15 protein-coding genes are annotated in these 16,942 nt (G+C 56.5%); 10 read left to right on the forward strand and 5 right to left on the reverse strand.

The genetic code is table 11. The features are described from left to right. Positions 1-56: 56 nt before the first annotated feature. On the forward strand, positions 57-899 hold the full coding sequence (nfo, locus tag EGK14_RS06060; protein WP_125288188.1) for a deoxyribonuclease IV: 843 nt from the start codon (positions 57-59) through the stop codon (positions 897-899). A gap of 56 nt (positions 900-955) precedes the next feature. Here nfo and fruA read toward each other — a convergent pair whose 3' ends face one another. The 4 genes from fruA to EGK14_RS06080 form a co-directional block, all read right to left on the reverse strand. Then, complete coding sequence (fruA, locus tag EGK14_RS06065) at positions 956-2,662, reverse strand: PTS fructose transporter subunit IIBC (protein WP_125288189.1); 1,707 nt, start codon at positions 2,660-2,662, stop codon at positions 956-958. Between the two features lie 16 nt (positions 2,663-2,678). Then, the gene (gene fruK, locus EGK14_RS06070) at positions 2,679-3,617 is read right to left on the reverse strand and encodes a 1-phosphofructokinase (RefSeq protein WP_125288190.1); all 939 of its coding nucleotides are present in this window, start codon (positions 3,615-3,617) and stop codon (positions 2,679-2,681) included. Further along, a complete protein-coding gene (gene fruB / locus EGK14_RS06075; protein WP_125288191.1) occupies positions 3,614-4,747 on the reverse strand; it encodes a fused PTS fructose transporter subunit IIA/HPr protein in 1,134 nt (377 codons plus the stop codon). The genes fruK and fruB overlap by 4 nt, the downstream gene beginning before the upstream one ends. Before the next feature lie 252 nt (positions 4,748-4,999). Next, positions 5,000-5,257 carry a YkgJ family cysteine cluster protein gene (locus tag EGK14_RS06080; RefSeq protein WP_125288192.1) on the reverse strand — a complete coding sequence of 86 codons (258 nt, stop codon included), beginning with the start codon at positions 5,255-5,257 and terminating at the stop codon, positions 5,000-5,002. Between the two features lie 159 nt (positions 5,258-5,416). Between EGK14_RS06080 and yeiP the strand changes: the two genes are divergently transcribed. Next, positions 5,417-5,989 carry an elongation factor P-like protein YeiP gene (gene yeiP / locus EGK14_RS06085; RefSeq protein ID WP_125288193.1) on the forward strand — a complete coding sequence of 191 codons (573 nt, stop codon included), beginning with the start codon at positions 5,417-5,419 and terminating at the stop codon, positions 5,987-5,989. A 93-nt stretch (positions 5,990-6,082) separates the two neighbouring features. Here yeiP and EGK14_RS06090 read toward each other — a convergent pair whose 3' ends face one another. Next, on the reverse strand, positions 6,083-6,382 hold the full coding sequence (locus tag EGK14_RS06090) for a type 1 fimbrial protein (RefSeq protein ID WP_125288194.1): 300 nt from the start codon (positions 6,380-6,382) through the stop codon (positions 6,083-6,085). Positions 6,383-6,479: 97 nt separating this feature from the next. Here EGK14_RS06090 and EGK14_RS06095 point away from each other — a divergent pair, with 97 nt between their 5' ends. The 8 genes from EGK14_RS06095 (at position 6,480) to yejF (ending at position 16,938) form a co-directional block, all read left to right on the forward strand. Next, positions 6,480-7,460 carry a GTP-binding protein gene (locus EGK14_RS06095; RefSeq protein ID WP_125288195.1) on the forward strand — a complete coding sequence of 327 codons (981 nt, stop codon included), beginning with the start codon at positions 6,480-6,482 and terminating at the stop codon, positions 7,458-7,460. Positions 7,461-7,498: 38 nt separating this feature from the next. Beyond that, entirely contained in the window at positions 7,499-8,206 is a 708-nt protein-coding gene (locus tag EGK14_RS06100) for a phosphatase PAP2 family protein (RefSeq protein WP_125288196.1), read from the forward strand. A gap of 513 nt (positions 8,207-8,719) precedes the next feature. Then, positions 8,720-9,295, forward strand: a complete 576-nt coding sequence (gene mepS / locus EGK14_RS06105; RefSeq protein WP_125288197.1) for a bifunctional murein DD-endopeptidase/murein LD-carboxypeptidase — start codon at positions 8,720-8,722, stop codon at positions 9,293-9,295. A 449-nt stretch (positions 9,296-9,744) separates the two neighbouring features. Beyond that, positions 9,745-11,319: a cyclic di-GMP phosphodiesterase gene (locus EGK14_RS06110; protein ID WP_125288198.1), complete on the forward strand. Its 1,575-nt coding sequence runs from the start codon at positions 9,745-9,747 to the stop codon at positions 11,317-11,319. 103 nt (positions 11,320-11,422) lie between these two features. Further along, complete coding sequence (locus tag EGK14_RS06115; RefSeq protein WP_125288199.1) at positions 11,423-13,228, forward strand: extracellular solute-binding protein; 1,806 nt, start codon at positions 11,423-11,425, stop codon at positions 13,226-13,228. 10 nt (positions 13,229-13,238) lie between these two features. Beyond that, entirely contained in the window at positions 13,239-14,330 is a 1,092-nt protein-coding gene (locus EGK14_RS06120; protein WP_125288200.1) for a microcin C ABC transporter permease YejB, read from the forward strand. Beyond that, positions 14,330-15,355, forward strand: coding sequence for a microcin C ABC transporter permease (locus tag EGK14_RS06125; RefSeq protein WP_125288201.1), 1,026 nt, complete (start codon positions 14,330-14,332; stop codon positions 15,353-15,355). Before EGK14_RS06120 ends, EGK14_RS06125 begins: the two co-directional genes overlap by 1 nt. Continuing rightward, positions 15,355-16,938, forward strand: a complete 1,584-nt coding sequence (gene yejF / locus EGK14_RS06130) for a microcin C ABC transporter ATP-binding protein YejF (RefSeq protein ID WP_125288202.1) — start codon at positions 15,355-15,357, stop codon at positions 16,936-16,938. The genes EGK14_RS06125 and yejF overlap by 1 nt, the downstream gene beginning before the upstream one ends. Positions 16,939-16,942: the final 4 nt, after the last annotated feature.

The following is a 16,942-nucleotide window of genomic DNA, read 5'->3' on the forward strand; positions in this document are numbered from 1 at the left end:
GCGCCGTTTCCGGTTATCATGGCCCGCTTTACAGTAAAACCAACAGGAGAGCAGGCATGAAATATATCGGCGCCCACGTCAGCGCATCCGGCGGCGTGGATCAGGCGGTGCTTCGCGCCCATGAAATCGAGGCAACGGCCTTTGCGCTTTTCACTAAAAATCAGCGTCAGTGGCGCGCGGCCCCGCTGAGCAAAGAGGTGATTGCCGCTTTCCGCAACGCCTGCGAAAAATATCACTACAGCGCCGCCCAGATCCTGCCGCACGACAGCTTTTTAATTAACCTGGGCCATCCACAGGAAGAGGCGCTGGAGAAATCCCGCGCCGCGTTTATCGACGAACTACAGCGCTGTGAGCAGCTGGGCCTGACGCTGTTGAACTTCCATCCCGGCAGCCATTTGCAGCAGATTGACGAGGATGCCTGTCTGAAGCGCATCGCCGAATCGGTTAACGTCGCGCTGGATAAAACCCAGGGCGTCACCGCGGTGATTGAAAATACCGCCGGCCAGGGCAGCAATCTGGGCTTCCGCTTTGAGCACCTGGCGGCGATTATCGATGGCGTAGAGGATAAGTCGCGCGTCGGCGTCTGTATTGACACCTGCCACGCCTTTGCGGGCGGTTACGATCTGCGTACTGAAGAAGATTGCGTGAAAACCTTTGAGGAGTTTGGTCGCGTGGTGGGCTTTGAGTATCTGCGCGGGATGCATCTTAACGATGCCAAAAGCGCATTTGCCAGCCGCGTTGACCGTCATCACAGCCTGGGCGAAGGCAATATCGGCAAAACGGTGTTCAGCTGGCTGATGAAGGATGCTCGCTTCGACGGTATTCCGCTGATCCTGGAAACCATCAATCCTGATATCTGGAAAGATGAAATCGCCTGGCTTAAGTCTCAGCAGGTCTGATCCCGAGACGTAAAAAAAGCGCGGTTGCCCGCGCTTTTTTATTATGCCCGCCTGGATCAGGCTTTAGCCATTTCCGCTTCCGGGCGCTTCAGCACCGCGTAAGAGAGTCCGGCAACCAGCGTGCCGACGATAATCGCTATCAGATAGCCCAGCACCGGCGTAATAGCGCCAGGGATCAGCAGCACAAACAGCCCGCCGTGCGGCGCCATCAGCTTCGCACCTACCCACATAGAGATAGCGCCGGTCAGCGCGCCGCCAACGATACAGCATGGCAGGACGCGCATCGGGTCACGAGCCGCAAACGGAATAGCGCCTTCGGAAATAAAGCACAGGCCCAGCACCAGCGCTGCTTTGCCACCTTCCTGCTGTCCTTTGTTGAATTTCCGGCGCGCCACCAGCGTAGCAACGCCCATCGCCAACGGAGGCACCATGCCGCCCGCCATAATGGCCGCCATCGGCGCGTAGGTTTGCGAACTGAGCAGGCCGACGCCAAACGCATAGGCCACTTTGTTCACCGGGCCGCCCATATCGGTACACATCATGCCGCCCAGCACCGCGCCCAGCAGAACAGCGTTACCCGTACCCATATTGCTCAGCCAGTGGGTCAGCCCCGCCATAATCTGGGCAACCGGGCCGCCAACCACATAAATCATCAGCAGGCCGGTGATCAGACTGGCGACCAGCGGAATAATCAGGATCGGTTTTAACGCCTCCATACTCTGCGGAAGCTTAAGCTTAGCGCTGATAAACTTCGCGGCGTAACCGGCAATAAAACCAGCGATAATGCCGCCAAGGAAACCGGCGTTGATGGTGCTGGCCAGCCAGCCGCCAATCAGGCCAGGCGTCAGGCCAGGACGATCGGCAATCGAGAAAGCGATAAAGCCCGCCAGCACCGGCACCATCAGTTTGAAGGCGCTGCCGCCGCCGATTTCCATCAGCGCCGCCGCCAGCGTGCCCTGCTCTTTAAAAGCGGTAATGCCGAAGGCGAAAGAGAGCGCGATGCTCAGGCCGCCCGCCACCACCATCGGCAGCATATAGGAAACGCCGGTCAGCAGATGACGATAGGCACCTGCGCCCTCTTTTTTCTCGCCCTGCGCCGCTGGCTGACCGCCGCCCTGCGGCTGATAAGGTTTGGCCTGCGCCAACGCCTTATCAAACTCCTGTGCGGTTTTCTTTAGCGCCAGGCCGGTCGAGGTGCGATACATCGGCTTACCGGCAAACTTAGCCAGATCGACTTCAATATCCGCCGCCACGATAACCAGGTCAGCCTGGGCGACTTCTTCCGGCGTAATGGCATTGCCCGCGCCTACAGAGCCGCGCGTTTCGACTTTCACCCACCAGCCGCGTTTTTTCGCTTCGGCGTCAATGGCTTCGGCCGCCATAAAGGTGTGCGCCACGCCGGTTGGACAGGCGGTGATGGCGACAATGCGTTTTGGCCCGCTGGCAACCGCGTCGGCCGTGTTCACCGCGGCAGGTTTAGCTACGGCGGCAGGCGCCTGCCAGGCTTTCGCCTCGGTTTGCGCGCGGGCCAGCTCTGCATCCGGCTGGCGCAGCAGCTGCTCCGCCGTGGTCTGATAAACGGTTTTACCCGTCAGGTCGATGTTGGCGGGCAGCGTGTCGCCCACCAGGATCACCTGGTCCGCTTCGGCCAGATTTTCCGTTAGCGTCAGCCCTTTTGCGGCCGCGCTCGCTCTGGTGATATTTTTTGCCAGATGACCGGTAGCCAGTCCCAGCGAAGGATCAAGTATCAGCAGCGTTTTCATTATGCCTCTCCTGCTGTCAGTTAAAAGGTTTCAGGTCGACGCGCGCCATCATCGCGGCCAACTGGGTACGATCGCTTACGCCCACATTGCTCTGGCTTACGGCCAGGGCTGCTACGGCGGTAGCCAGGCGTAGGGTATGCTCGCTGGATTCGCGCATCAGCAGGCCGTAAATCAGCCCGCCCACCATCGAATCTCCGGCCCCCACGGTACTCACCACCTCACAGGCCGGCGGTTTGGCGATCCATTCGCCTGAAGCGTTAACCCACAGCGCGCCTTCTGCGCCCAGCGAAATCACCACGTGGGCGATCCCCTGTTCACGCAGCGCATGCGCCGCCTCAATCACATCCTGCAGGGTCGGCAGCTTGCGCCCGGCCCAGATTTCCAGCTCGCGACGGTTTGGCTTAACCAGCCAGGGCGCGGCTTTCAGGCCCGCCACCAGCGCTTCGCGGCTGCTGTCGAAAATAATGCACGGGCAGTGCGTGCGCAGCGCGCTCATCCACTCTGTAAAGGCATCGGGATTGACGCCTGCGGGCAGGCTGCCGCTGACGCAGACCATATCGAACTGGCCCAGCCACGTCAGAGAATCCGTGGTGAAGCGCTCCCAGTCCTGCGGGGTGACGTCAAAACCGGAAAAGTTAAGATCGGTGACCTCGCCATCTTTTTCAGTCAGCTTAACGTTGATGCGGGTGCGGCCTTCGACCACCTGAAAACGGTTAGCAATGCCCAGATCGCTGAACAGATGCTGAAAGCCATCCTGATTCTCTTTGCCCAGGAAGCCGCCAACGGTGACATCGATGCCCAAATCTTTCAGCACTTTGGCAACGTTGATGCCTTTCCCGGCGGCGTGCAGGCCGGTGGTTTTCACCAGGTTGACTTCGCCGCGCTCGATTTCTGGCGTATAGCCCACCAGATCGTAAGCGGGGTTTAGCGTGATGGTTGCTACGCGTCTGCTCATGCCGCCCCCTCGCCTAAACCAGCGCTGATAGCCTCGCCAATCGCATCCAGCGCCGCGCGGGCATCTTCGCCGCTGGCGGTGAAGCGCAGGCGGTGACCTTTTTTCACGCCCAGCGCCACTACTTTCATCAGGCTGCGGCCGTTAGCCGGCTTGCCGCTGCCGTCGAGATTGGTCACCGTGACGTCGCAGTTGAATTTTTTAATGACGCTGACCAGCGCCGTGCCCGGACGGGCATGCAGGCCGTGCTCGTTACGAATAGTAAATTCTTCCGTCAGCGTATCGGCCTGTTCGGAGACTTCGCTGGTCAGCAGCGCCAGGATCCCTGCGGCATCGGCGCTCAGCAGGCGATCCGCTTTCTGCTTAACCAGCAGATCGCTTAAATAGTTCAGCACGTTCAGCGGCTGCTCGTCGGCTACGGCGACCGTCACCAGCAGCGCGGCTTTTTCGCCGTCTGCTTCAAAAGGCGTCGCGCTGCGGCTTACGGCGACGGCGCTGCCCAGGTTGCCTTCGGTGCTGTCGCTCAGCCAGACGCCCTGCCCTAAATTCAGCGGACGCGAAGCGATAACGCGACTGACAAAGCGGGCATCTACCGCGCCAGCCTGCTGCAGACGACCGGCGTTCAGCGCCTGGAGCGTCATCAGATCGCTGGCCGCCACGTCGACTGTAATCAGCGAGGTGTCGAATTTAAATTCCGTTCCCTGCTTTTCCCCCATCAGCAAACCGCGCAGCGTTTCTGCGGAGTCCGTGGTTTTCAGCTGTTCCGCCACGCTGTCATCGCTCAGCACGTGCGTCAGCTGACGCAGCAGCGCCAGATGCTCGTCCGATTTAGCGGCGATGCCGATCACCACATAGGCGGTCTGGTCTTCGCCCCAGGCGATACCCTGCGGAAACTGATAAACCTGCACGCCGGTTTTCAACACCAGATCGCGCGTGTCGGTCGTGCCATGGGGAATAGCGATGCCGTTACCCAGATAGGTCGAGGTTTGCTGCTCGCGGGCCAGCATACCGTTAACATATCCTTCACCCACGTTGCCGGCTGAGGTTAAAGCGGCTGCCACCTGGCGGATGGCCTCTTCTTTATCTCCGGCCCTGGCGCCGGGGTGGATTGCATTCAGTTCAAGCTGGAACATAGTTCTCCTCACTGCTTCATTGAATCGTTTCAGCTGACGGACGAAAAAACAAGCTTTCAGGCCGCTAACCGCCTGTGCAGACGACGCTGAAACGTTTCAATGATTTTGACTCCGTTCCCGCGCTTATGGCAAGTTTTACTGCCAACGGCATAGCAGATTTTTGAAGCGACGCACACTTCGACTTTTCTTTTTGGGAAAAAGGTCTCAATAAGCTGATGGATGGCTGATGCCTTACGTTTTGCCAACAGGCTATTAACACCAGGCGGTCTGTTTTTCCAGATCCAGTAGCCAGACCATCGCCTCTTCCCGACTGTTACGGCACATTTCAGCATCGGGTTTCAGGCTGCCGCAGACCGACGGCCGCAGCGGCGAGGTAAAGATTTTGCAGCGCTGCTGCTCATCCAGCTGAACGCAGGGGGTGTTGGCCGGTTTGCCGTCGGGCATTCCGGGGATTGGTGTGGAAATAGACGGCGCGGTACAGCAGGCGCCGCAGGAAGCTCGACATTGCATTGGTTATCCCCTTTAAGAGACGCGACAATAGCAGGCGCGCCGCGGGAATACTATGGCCGCCATCCCCGCTTTTCTTCCTCGTTCAGCACTTGCCTGAAGCCGTCAGCAAGAGTAATTTGTCGCGAACATTTTCATTGCCCCTTTCATCGAGATAACACAATGCCAAGAGCAAACGAAATCAAAAAAGGCATGGCCGTCAGCCATAACGGTAAGCTGCTGTTAGTCAAAGACATTGATGTCCAAAGCCCCAGCGCGCGCGGGGCTTCTACCCTCTATAAAATGCGTTTTACCGATATTCGCAGCGGCATGAAAGTCGAGGAGCGCTTTAAGGGTGATGATATCCTGGAAGCGATCTCGCTGAGCCGTCGTCAGGTTACCTTCTCTTACGTAGACGGTGACGAATACGTCTTTATGGATGACGAGGACTACACGCCTTACGTCTTCAAAAAAGATCAGATCGAAGAAGAGCTGCTGTTTATCCCGGAAGGCGGCATTCCGGGCATTCAGGTGCTGACGATGGACGGTCAAATTCTGGCGCTTGAGCTGCCGCAAACGCTGGATATGGAAATTATCGAAACCACGCCGGGCATTAAAGGCGCTTCCGCCAGCGCGCGTACCAAGCCTGCCACCATGAGTACCGGCCTGGTGATCCAGGTGCCGGAATACCTCAGCAGCGGCGAGCGCATCCGCATCCATATTGCTGAACGTCGCTATATGGGTCGCGCAGACTAATAAAAGGCAATCGCGCCTGCCCTTATGGGCCGCGCGGAATAATAAAACGGCGAGCGCGCCACGCCTCGCCGTTATTGTTATATCATTACACTACTACCGATAGTTAATGGTCAGCACGCCCTGTTGGCGCGCCTGGTCCAGCCATTCAACGCCGATACGGGCGATGCCGGACGGCTGCGTGCCGTGGGTCTGTAGCGAGATCGGCGATACTTTTAGCTGGCCGTCGCGGTAACAGGTAGCGCTGATTTGATTCTGTTCCTGTTGCACAGCGCAACCCGGCTCCGTGATCGCGCCGGAAAAAGTGATAACGCCGGTGCCTGCGGCTACCGTTGCCAGCGCGCTACCTGCCGGAACCATCAAAAAAAGGGCCAGCGAAAAGTTAAGTTTGCTCATACTTACCTCATTTATTAGCGTCTCTTAATTAACATAGTCGGCAATACGCTTTCCGATAGCCGATAAGCACAACCGGCCACAACTCAAGGAGAAAAGAATGACTCGCGTAAACCTGATTACCGGTTTTCTGGGCAGCGGCAAAACCACTACGCTGCTGCATCTGCTGGCGCAGAAACCACAGGGAGAAAAGTGGGCGGTGCTGGTTAATGAGTTCGGCGAGGTAGGTATAGACGGCGCGCTGCTGGCGGAAAGCGGCGCGGTGCTAAAAGAGATCCCCGGCGGCTGCATGTGCTGCGTTAACGGCCTGCCGATGCAGGTGGGCCTGAATATGCTGCTGAAGCAAACCAGGCCCGACCGTCTGCTGATTGAGCCGACCGGCCTTGGTCATCCCAAACAGATCCTCGATCTGCTGTCTGCGGAAGTTTATCAGCCCTGGCTGACGCTGGATGCCACGCTCTGCCTGCTCGATCCACGTCAGCTAGGCGATGCCCGCATTACGGCTAATGAAAACTTCCGCGATCAGCTCGCCGCCGCCGATATTATCGTGGCCAATAAAGAGGATCGCTGGGATGAGGCCACGCTGGCAGCGCTGCAAGACTGGCGCGCGCAGGACGCTTTACAGCGCCCCATTATTCCAGCGCGTTTCGGCCAGATCGCTGGCGAACTGCTGACGCGTCCACGTTTGAATCAGCAGCCGCTGCCGCAGGCGGCACACCATCATGCCAGGCCCGCTTCGCGACTGGCGGCGCTGGCGCCCGTGCAGAATACGCGCTGGCGGCGTTCGCTGAATCAGGGCCAGGGCTACTATTCCTGCGGCTGGGTGTTTGATGCAGAAACCGTGTTCGATACGGTTGGCCTGTTGGAGTGGGCGCGGCTCGCTCCGGTTAGCCGGGTAAAAGGCGTGGTGCGCATTCAGGAAGGCCTGCTAAGCGTGAATCGTCAGGGCGAGGATCTTAATATCGAAACGCGTCAGGCTGCGCCGCCAGACAGCCGGATCGAAATTATTCATGAAGAAGAAGCCGACTGGAACAGCCTCCAGGCATCTTTGTTGAAACTTCGTTTAACTGCTGTTGTATAATGTACGCCGTCACTTCTTCTTAACTTAATCTTAATAAAATGCGTGCTAATCAACTGATCACTATCCTGGTGCTTAACGCGCTGGGACTGGCGCTCTTTTTTTCCTGGTATTTGCCGGAGAATCACGGCGCCTGGTTTACGCTCGATAAAAACCTTTTTTATTGGTTTAACGAGCGGCTGGCAACCAATAAAGCGCTGTTATGGCTGGTTGCTATTACCAACTTTCGCCCTTTTGACGCGGTGTCGCTGCTGGCGATGGGCGCGCTTTATTACCGTTTCTGGCGGCGTGAAACGCCCCAGGGGCGCAGGCGGCTGCTCGCGATCGGCATTGCTATGCTGCTGACGGCGGTCGTGCTAAACCAGCTTGGTCATCTGATCCCGGTTTCGCATCCCAGCCCGACCAAATATTTCCCGGGCGTTAATCACGTGACGACATTAACCGGCATTCCTACCAAAGATGCCTCTTCGGATAGTTTTCCTGGCGATCACGGTATGATGCTGATGATTTTTGCCAGCTTTATGCTGCGCTACTTTGGCGTTCGTGCTTTTTTAATTGCCGTGGGAATTGTGCTGATATTCGCTACGCCGCGCATTATGATTGGCGCGCACTGGTTTACCGATGTCGCGGTAGGCTCGCTTTCCGTGGTGCTGGTAGGGACGAGCTGGTGGTTAATTACGCCGGGCAGCGACTGGCTGGTGAATATTTTATATCGTGCTTTACCAGGTAAATATAAGCCGACTAATTAACACACTTTTTTACCGTTTTCAGAGAGCAGCGAAAAGCGGCTTACGCCACTTTCGTTGCTTTTTTATGCGATGTAGCTCTCAAAATCCCGCTTTATGCTACAGCTGCCATGATGTTTGACCACCAGCGGAATCTTCTGACTTTAAGAAAGGTACAGCGGGATTAAACTGAATTGTGGGTAACACGCATTTTTTAACGCTCTTTTAGCCTTTCACGCCTCAGGTTTCCAGCGTTTATGCCGATAAAGTGGCCAGACTACGACCTCTCTGTTTCTTATGACAAAAATCAATAAAAAAGTCGTGAAAACCCCTCGCCAGCACGCAGTTAATCGGGTAATCTCATTTCCGATTAGGACAAAGCTGTAAGATATTTCCATTATTTACATTTTAAACTGTGCGCTTTCGCACAATTTGAATTTTGTGGAATTGTTTTGCCCGTGTGCGCTAATTAATCTCGTTCCGTTTCGCCTGGCTAGCGACTTTTGTCGTTAAGGACTTCAAGGGATCACAAACATAATGGTCAAGTCTCAACCGATTCTGAGATATATATGGCGGGTATTGCCCGCAGTGGCTTTAGCCACGCTGCTTTCAGCCTGTAGCTCGACGAATACCAACAGCAATGCACAAACTGATACGCATGCAGTTAATGGCCATAACGGCTTTTTACTTCAGGCGTCTCAGGATGAATTCGAACAGATGGTTCAGAATGTGGATATTAAATCCCGCCTGATGGATCAATATTCGGACTGGAAGGGCGTTCGTTACCGTCTTGGCGGTACCAGTAAACGCGGCATTGACTGTTCTGCCTTTGTGCAGACCACCTTTCGCGAACAGTTTGGCCTGGATCTGCCCCGCTCAACCTACGAACAGGAAGACACGGGCAAGAGCATCCAGCGCGGTAAACTGCGCCCGGGTGATTTAGTGCTGTTCCGCGCCGGCTCCACCGGACGCCATGTGGGCATCTACCTGGGAAATGATAATTTCGTGCATGCATCTACCAGCAGCGGCGTGATGATTTCCAATCTCAACGACGCCTACTGGAAAAATCGCTACCGCGAAGGTCGCCGGGTACTAAGCCGAACGCAAAGCTGATCCCCCTGAAGTCTGTGCAAAACGGTTCTGAACCCCGCTATAAGCGGGGTTTTTTATGGGTAAAGGCTGGCTGCTCCCGGGCTCTTCTCCTTCTTCACCTGGCCCGTTGGAAAACGCCAAAAAGGCCAACACAAAGTAACCTGTTTTCCGTTGAGCCTGACACGCCTGGCTTTAATATTAACTGGCGCTAACTTGTTGCTAATTACAGACGCACAAATATTTATATTCAAAAGCTTTTTGGCAAAACCGACCGTTCTGGTGGTTTGTTTAATTGCGTCCTCGCCGCGCGTACAGGCGAAATAACTGACATAATGCGTTAAAAAACCGAAGCTAATCATAATAATAAGAAGACAAACGGCACTTTCCCGGTATATCCTGCCGGATTGAAACGGCGTCTGTTGTGCAGGACAGCGCAATGACTTAACCGGCACTTTCGGGAGATAAACCCCATGCCACTCTCATCAAGCCTTACGCGGCCACTTCTCAATCCTCGCAAGATTGCCTGCTTCAGCGCGACCCTCGGCTTATTTCTTTTTCTGGCATTTATCATTATCGCGCTGGCCGTTATGCTTCATCGCCGGGCGGACAATCACGATGAAATGGCCAAAAATACCCAGGCCTATGTGCTGACGATGCTCGATGACCTGAAGCGGAAACTGTTGCCGCTACAAACGTCGCCTCGCCCTGCCTGCCCCGCCATAAAAAATGACCTGATTGAGCGCGCCGCCCTGGATGATAATATTCAGGCTATCCTGATGGTTACGCACAATCGGGCATGGTGCTCTTCGCTGGCCGGAGAAACCCAAATCGATATGCGCCAGTTTTCCCCCACGACGGACACCCGCAAGCCGCTTGATATTCAGCTTGCCGCCGCGCCGCTGACGCCTGATAAACCGGTCCTTCACCTCTGGTTGCAGAATGGCGAAGCAGGCAACGGGCTGCTGGTCACGCTAAAGATTAATCTGACGCCCTGGCTACTGTATACCGAGCGGCAGCATGAGATGTCAGGTATAGCTATCGTGACCGGCAAGCGGGCGTTAACCAGCTGGGAACAGCGCGTAACGGCAACCAGTTCGCTGCCCGACGATCCGTCAAAAACCCTGACGCTACCCGGCTATCCTTTACAGCTAAAGCTTTATGGCGGCAGGCTGAATACGGACGATATTACGCTGGTGCTGCTGGCCGGTTTGTTGCTGAGTCTTACCGGCGGCTTTGCCTGCTATGCCCTGCTCACGCTCTTTATCCGGCCGGGCAAGGAGATCCTGCAGGGCATTCGGCGCGGCGAATTTCACGTAGAGTACCAGCCGGTTATTGCCGCGGCGACCGGCCAGGCCTGCGGTCTGGAAGCGCTGCTGCGCTGGACGCATCCCGAAGCTGGCGCCATTCCGCCCGACGTTTTTATCCGCTACGCCGAAAATAAAAATCTGATTGTGCCCTTAACCCGGCATCTGTTCGAACTGGTGGCGCGTGATTGCCATACGCTGCAACATGCCGTGCCGGCCGGCATCAATCTCAACCTGAACCTTTCGCCTGCTCACCTTGGTGATAAAACCTTTTGTCAGGACGTTTTAGCGTGGCTGGAAGCGATGCCTCAGGATCACTTCAGCTACGTTTTTGAAATTACCGAACGGACTATGGTAGAAACCCGCAACGCCCAGTCGGTGTTCGACTGGCTGCGCAGCCAAAATATTCGTATCGCGCTGGATGATTTCGGCACCGGGCACAGTGCCTTAATTTATCTGGAGAAATTCCGTTTTGACTATCTGAAAATAGATCGGGGATTCGTCAAAAACATCGCCCGCGAGTCGTTTTCTTCACCGGTGCTGGATGCAGTGCTGGCGCTGGCGAAAAAACTCAATCTGCTGACGGTAGCTGAAGGCGTAGAAACCGGTGAGCAGGCGCGCTGGCTGCGCCATCGTGGCGTCTGCCATTTTCAGGGCTATTTATTCAGCCGCCCGCGTACGGTGACGCAGCTGATTGATTATTTTCAGCATGAGCCCCGCAGCGAACCGGCTGCCGGATGAGTTATTGCGCTACGCTTTTTAAACGTGCTTCGCTGGCGCATTGCGCAATGCTCTGGCAGGCTGGGGATCGCGCTGCGTTTTTTTATCAGGATCGGATAATAAGATGATTTTTCGCTGGTTAGCTTTGCTGCTGTTCTGCTGCGCCGCGACGACGGCACAGGCTGAAGAAATTCATGAGAGCTACGCTTTTGCCCAGTTGGGCGAGCCTAAATATGCCGTGAACTTCACGCATTTTGACTATGCCAATCCGGCTGCGCCCAAGGGCGGTAGCGCGACGCTTGCTGCTATCGGCACTTACGATAACTTTAACCGTTTCGCCTCGCGCGGCAATCCGGCGCAGGGCACGGACACGCTTTACGATACTCTTTTCGTGAACTCAGAAGACGAAGTGGGCAGCTACTATCCGCTGATTGCCGAATTCGCTCGCTACCCGGATAGCTATCGCTGGGTGGAAGTCACGCTGAATCCCCAGGCGCGTTACCAGGACGGTTCCCCCATCACCGCAGAAGATGTTGCTTTTACCTTCAATAAATTTATGCAGCAGGGCGTACCGCAGTTTCGGGTGTTCTACAAAGGGGTTACGGTCAAAGCCATTGCGCAGCTGACGGTGCGCTTTGAGCTGCCGGTCGGCAACAAAGATATGATGCTTTCGCTGCTTACGCTGCCCGTTTTCCCACAGAGCTTCTGGAAGGATCATAATCTCAGCGAGCCGTTACCTGCGCCGCCGCCCGGCAGCGGGCCGTATCGCGTGACGGCCTATAAAGTCGGTCAGTCCGTGACCTGGTCACGGGTCAAAGATTATTGGGCCGCCAATTTGCCCGTCAATAAAGGCCGTTTTAATTTTGATACGCTGCGCTACGACTACTATCTGGATGACAATGTGGCTTTCGAGGCGTTTAAAGCGGGCGCATTTGACTTTCGTGCCGAAGGCTCCGCCAAAAAGTGGGCCACCCAGTATCGCGGCCGGAATTTCGACAGCCATTACATCGTGAAAGACGAAAAGCCGAATACCGTGGCTACATCTTCAAACTGGCTGGCGTTTAACGTTCAGAAACCTTTGTTTGCCGATCGCCGCGTGCGCGAAGCTGTTTCGCTGGCGTTTGATTTTGAGTGGATGAATAAGGCGTTATTTTACGGCGCTTATAAGCGCACCCGCAGCTACTTTCAGAACACGGACTATGCCGCTACCGGCTATCCCGATGCTAAAGAACTGGAAATTCTGGCCCCCTTTAAGGGCAAAATTCCTGATGAGGTTTTCTCGCAGATTTATCAGCCGCCCCACACCGACGGCAGCGGGTACGATCGCGCTAATCTGCTGAAGGCCACGGCGCTGCTGGAGCAGGCCGGCTGGACGTTGAAAAATCAGCGCCTCGTCAACGCCAGCGGTCAGCCTTTCACCTTTGAACTGCTGCTGCGCAGCGGCGGCAACGATCAGTGGGTGCTGCCTTTTCAGCACAATCTGGCACGTCTGGGCATCAGCCTGGTCATCCGGCAGGTAGACAGCTCGCAATATCTGGCCCGCATGCGAAAAAGCGACTTTGATATGCTGGTTTCGCCTTACCCGGCCATCCCCTACCCCGACAGCAACCTGCAAATTTACTGGTCAAGCGCCTATGTGAATTCCACCTACAACCGGCCGCATGTCGCCAGCCCGGTAATTGACCAGCTGATTGAAAGGATAAATCAGCATCAGAGTGATGAAGCCGCGCTGCTGCCGCTGGGCCGCGCGCTGGATCGGGTGCTGCTGTGGAACTATTACATGATCCCAATGTGGTATGGTGCCAGCGATCGCTATGCGTGGTGGGATAAATTTTCGATGCCCGCCACGCGACCGACTTATTCTTTAGGCTTCGACAGCTGGTGGTATGACGTTAATAAAGCCGCGCAGCTGCCGGCCCAGCGTCGTTAAGGAGAGCAGTTTGGGCGCCTATTTGCTACGCAGACTTCTATTAATCATTCCCACGCTGTGGGCGATTATTACGATTAACTTTTTTATCGTGCAGATTGCGCCGGGCGGCCCGGTCGATCAGGCGCTGGCCAATATCGAATTCGGCCAGACTACCGGGATGCCAGGTGCCGGCAATACGCCGCAAGCGCAGGGACGCAGTGCGCTACACGGCCAGCCCGGAGACAGCCAGTATCGTGGATCGCGCGGGCTGGATCCGGAAGTGGTGGCGGAAATCACCAAACGTTACGGTTTCGACAAGCCGATGTATCAGCGCTACCTGGAGATGCTGTGGAACTATGTGCGCTTCGACTTTGGCGACAGCCTGTTTCGCAGCAGCTCGGTGGTGCAGCTGATTAAAGAGAGCCTGCCGGTTTCCGTCTCGCTGGGGCTGTGGAGCACGCTGATTATCTATCTGGTTTCCATTCCGCTCGGCATCCGCAAAGCCGTGCATAACGGCAGCGCCTTCGATATCTGGAGCAGCTCGCTGATTATTGTCGGCTACGCCATTCCCTCGTTCCTGTTCGCCACGCTGCTGATCGTATTGTTTGCAGGCGGCAGCTATCTGGACTGGTTTCCGCTGCGCGGGCTGGTGTCGGCGCAGTTTGACTCGCTGCCCTGGTACGGCAAGATCACGGACTATCTCTGGCATATTACGCTGCCGGTGCTGGCGACGGTGATCGGCGGCTTCGCCACGCTGACTATGCTGACCAAAAATGCGTTTCTCGACGAAATCCGCAAGCAGTACGTGGTCACGGCGCGGGCCAAAGGGCTGGACGAGAGCAAAATTCTCTACCGTCACGTTTTCCGCAACGCCATGCTGCTGGTGATCGCCGGTTTTCCGGCCACCTTTATCAGCATGTTTTTTACCGGATCGCTGCTGATTGAGGTGATGTTCTCTCTGAACGGGCTGGGCCTGCTGGGCTACGACGCCACCATTCAGCGTGACTATCCGGTTATGTTCGGCACGCTTTATATTTTCACCCTGATCGGCCTGCTGCTGAATATCCTCAGCGATATCACCTATACGCTGGTCGATCCGCGCATTGATTTTGAAGGTCGCTGATGAGCCGATTAAGCCCCGTTAATCACGCCCGCTGGCAGCGTTTTCGACATAACCGTCGTGGCTACTGGTCGCTGTGGATTTTTGCCGTTCTGTTTGTGCTCTGCCTTGGCTCCGAGCTGCTGGCTAACGATAAGCCGCTGCTGGTGCGCTACGATCATCGCTTCTATTTTCCGCTGCTGGTAGACTACAGCGAAACCGATTTTGGCGGCCAGCTGGCGACCAAAGCCGACTACCAGGATCCGTGGCTGAAATCCCGCCTGGATAAGGAAGGCTGGGCCATCTGGGCGCCGATCAAATTTGGCGACGGCACCATCAATTTCGCCTCCAGCGTCCCCTTCCCTTCGCCACCCTCGCTGCAAAACTGGCTGGGCACCGACGCCAACGGCGGCGACGTGCTGGCAAGGATCCTCTACGGCGCGCGTATTTCGCTGCTGTTTGGCCTGATGCTGACGCTGATGTCCAGCGTAGTCGGCGTCATCGTCGGCGCCTGTCAGGGTTATTACGGCGGGCGGATAGATTTGTGGGGTCAGCGCTTTATCGAAGTCTGGTCGGGAATGCCTACGCTGTTTCTGATTATTTTGCTGTCGAGCGTGTTGCAGCCCGGCTTCTGGTGGCTGCTGGCCATTAACGTGCTGTTTGGCTGGATGCAGCTGGTCGGCGTGGTGCGCGCTGAATTCTTACGCGCGCGTAACTTTGACTATATTCGCGCCGCGCAGGCGCTGGGCGTTGGCGACCGGACTATTATGCTGCGCCATATGCTGCCGAATGCGATGGTGGCGACGCTAACCTATCTGCCCTTTATTCTTTGCGGCTCTGTAACCACGCTGACCTCGCTGGATTTCCTTGGCTTCGGACTGCCGATGGGGTCGCCCTCGCTGGGCGAGCTGCTGCTGCAGGGCAAAAATAACCTTCAGGCGCCCTGGCTCGGCATGGCGGCCTTTTTCTCGCTGGCGATCCTGCTGTCGCTGCTGATCTTTATCGGTGAGGCGGTTCGTGACGCCTTCGATCCCAGTAAGGTGCACTGATGTCGTTGCTGACCGTCAAAAACTTAAGCATTGCTTTTCGCCAGGCCGGCGTTGAGCGTCAGGTTGTCGATAATTTGTCGCTGAGCGTCGCAGCGGGGGAAACGCTGGCGCTGGTGGGCGAATCCGGCTCGGGCAAAAGCGTGACCGCCCTGTCGATGATGCGCCTGCTGCCAACGCCGCCGGTGGTCTATCCGCAGGGAGAAATTCTGTTCGCCGGTCAGGACGTGCTGAAGGCAGACGAGCGTACGCTGCGCGGCCTGCGCGGCAACCGTATGGCGATGATTTTTCAGGAGCCGATGGTGTCACTGAATCCGCTGCACGCTATTGAAAAACAGCTGTATGAGGTGTTATCGCTGCACCGTGGCATGCGCGCGGCGGCGGCGAAGGCCGAGATCCTTAGCTGTCTGGATCGCGTGGGCATCCGGCAGCCTGCGAAGCGAATGGGCGATTTTCCGCATCAGCTTTCCGGCGGCGAACGGCAGCGGGTAATGATTGCGATGGCGCTGCTGACGCGGCCTCAGCTGCTGATTGCCGATGAGCCGACCACCGCGCTGGACGTCACCGTGCAGGCGCAGATCCTGGCCCTGCTGAAGGAGCTGAAGCAGGAGATGAATATGGGCCTGCTTTTTATCACCCATAACCTGAACATTGTGCGGCAGCTGGCCGACAACGTTCTGGTAATGCGTGACGGCCAGGGCGTGGAGCGCAACACCAGTCGCCAGCTGTTCAGCGCGCCCGAACATCCCTACACCCGCACGCTGCTGGATGCGGAGCCGGAAGGCAGCCCCGATCCTGTCGACAACGCGGCGCCACCGCTGCTGAAGGTCAGCAACCTCAGCGTCGCTTTTTCCCTGAAAAAGGGCCTGATGCGCCGCGTAGTGGGTGCGCATCAGGCGCTGAAGTCGCTGAGTTTTGAGCTGCGTCCGGGTGAAAGCCTGGGGCTGGTAGGGGAATCCGGCTCGGGTAAAAGCACCACCGGCCTGGCGCTGCTGCGGCTAATCGAGGCCAAAGGCGAAATCTGGCTGGGTGACAGACCGCTGCACCAATGGGATCGCAGGCAAATGCTGCCGGTACGCCGGGAAATGCAGGTGGTTTTTCAGGATCCGAATTCTGCGCTCAATCCCCGGCTGAACGTGCAGCAGATCATTGCGGAAGGTTTGCAGGTGCACCAGCCTGAACTGAGCGCGGAACAGCGCGAGGCGCTGGTGATCCAGGCAATGCAGGAGGTGGGACTGGATGCGGAAACCCGTCATCGTTATCCATCGGAGTTTTCCGGCGGACAGCGACAGCGCATCGCCATCGCACGCGCGCTGATCCTTCAGCCGCAGCTGATCGTGCTGGATGAACCAACCTCTTCACTGGATCGTTCCGTACAAAAACAGATCCTGGCGCTGCTGAAAAAGCTCCAGCGGGATCGTCAGCTGGCCTATATTTTTATCAGCCACGACCTGCGCGTAGTCAGATCGCTGTGCCACCAGGTGGTGGTGCTGCGCCAGGGAGAAGTCGTGGAGCAAGGCGATTGCGAAACTATTTTTACTGCGCCGAAAGCGCACTATACGCAGGAATTGATTGCGCTTGCCTGAGGCC

The sequence above is a fragment of the Erwinia sp. 198 genome (assembly GCF_003937915.1).
GTDB lineage: Bacteria > Pseudomonadota > Gammaproteobacteria > Enterobacterales > Enterobacteriaceae > Erwinia > Erwinia aeris.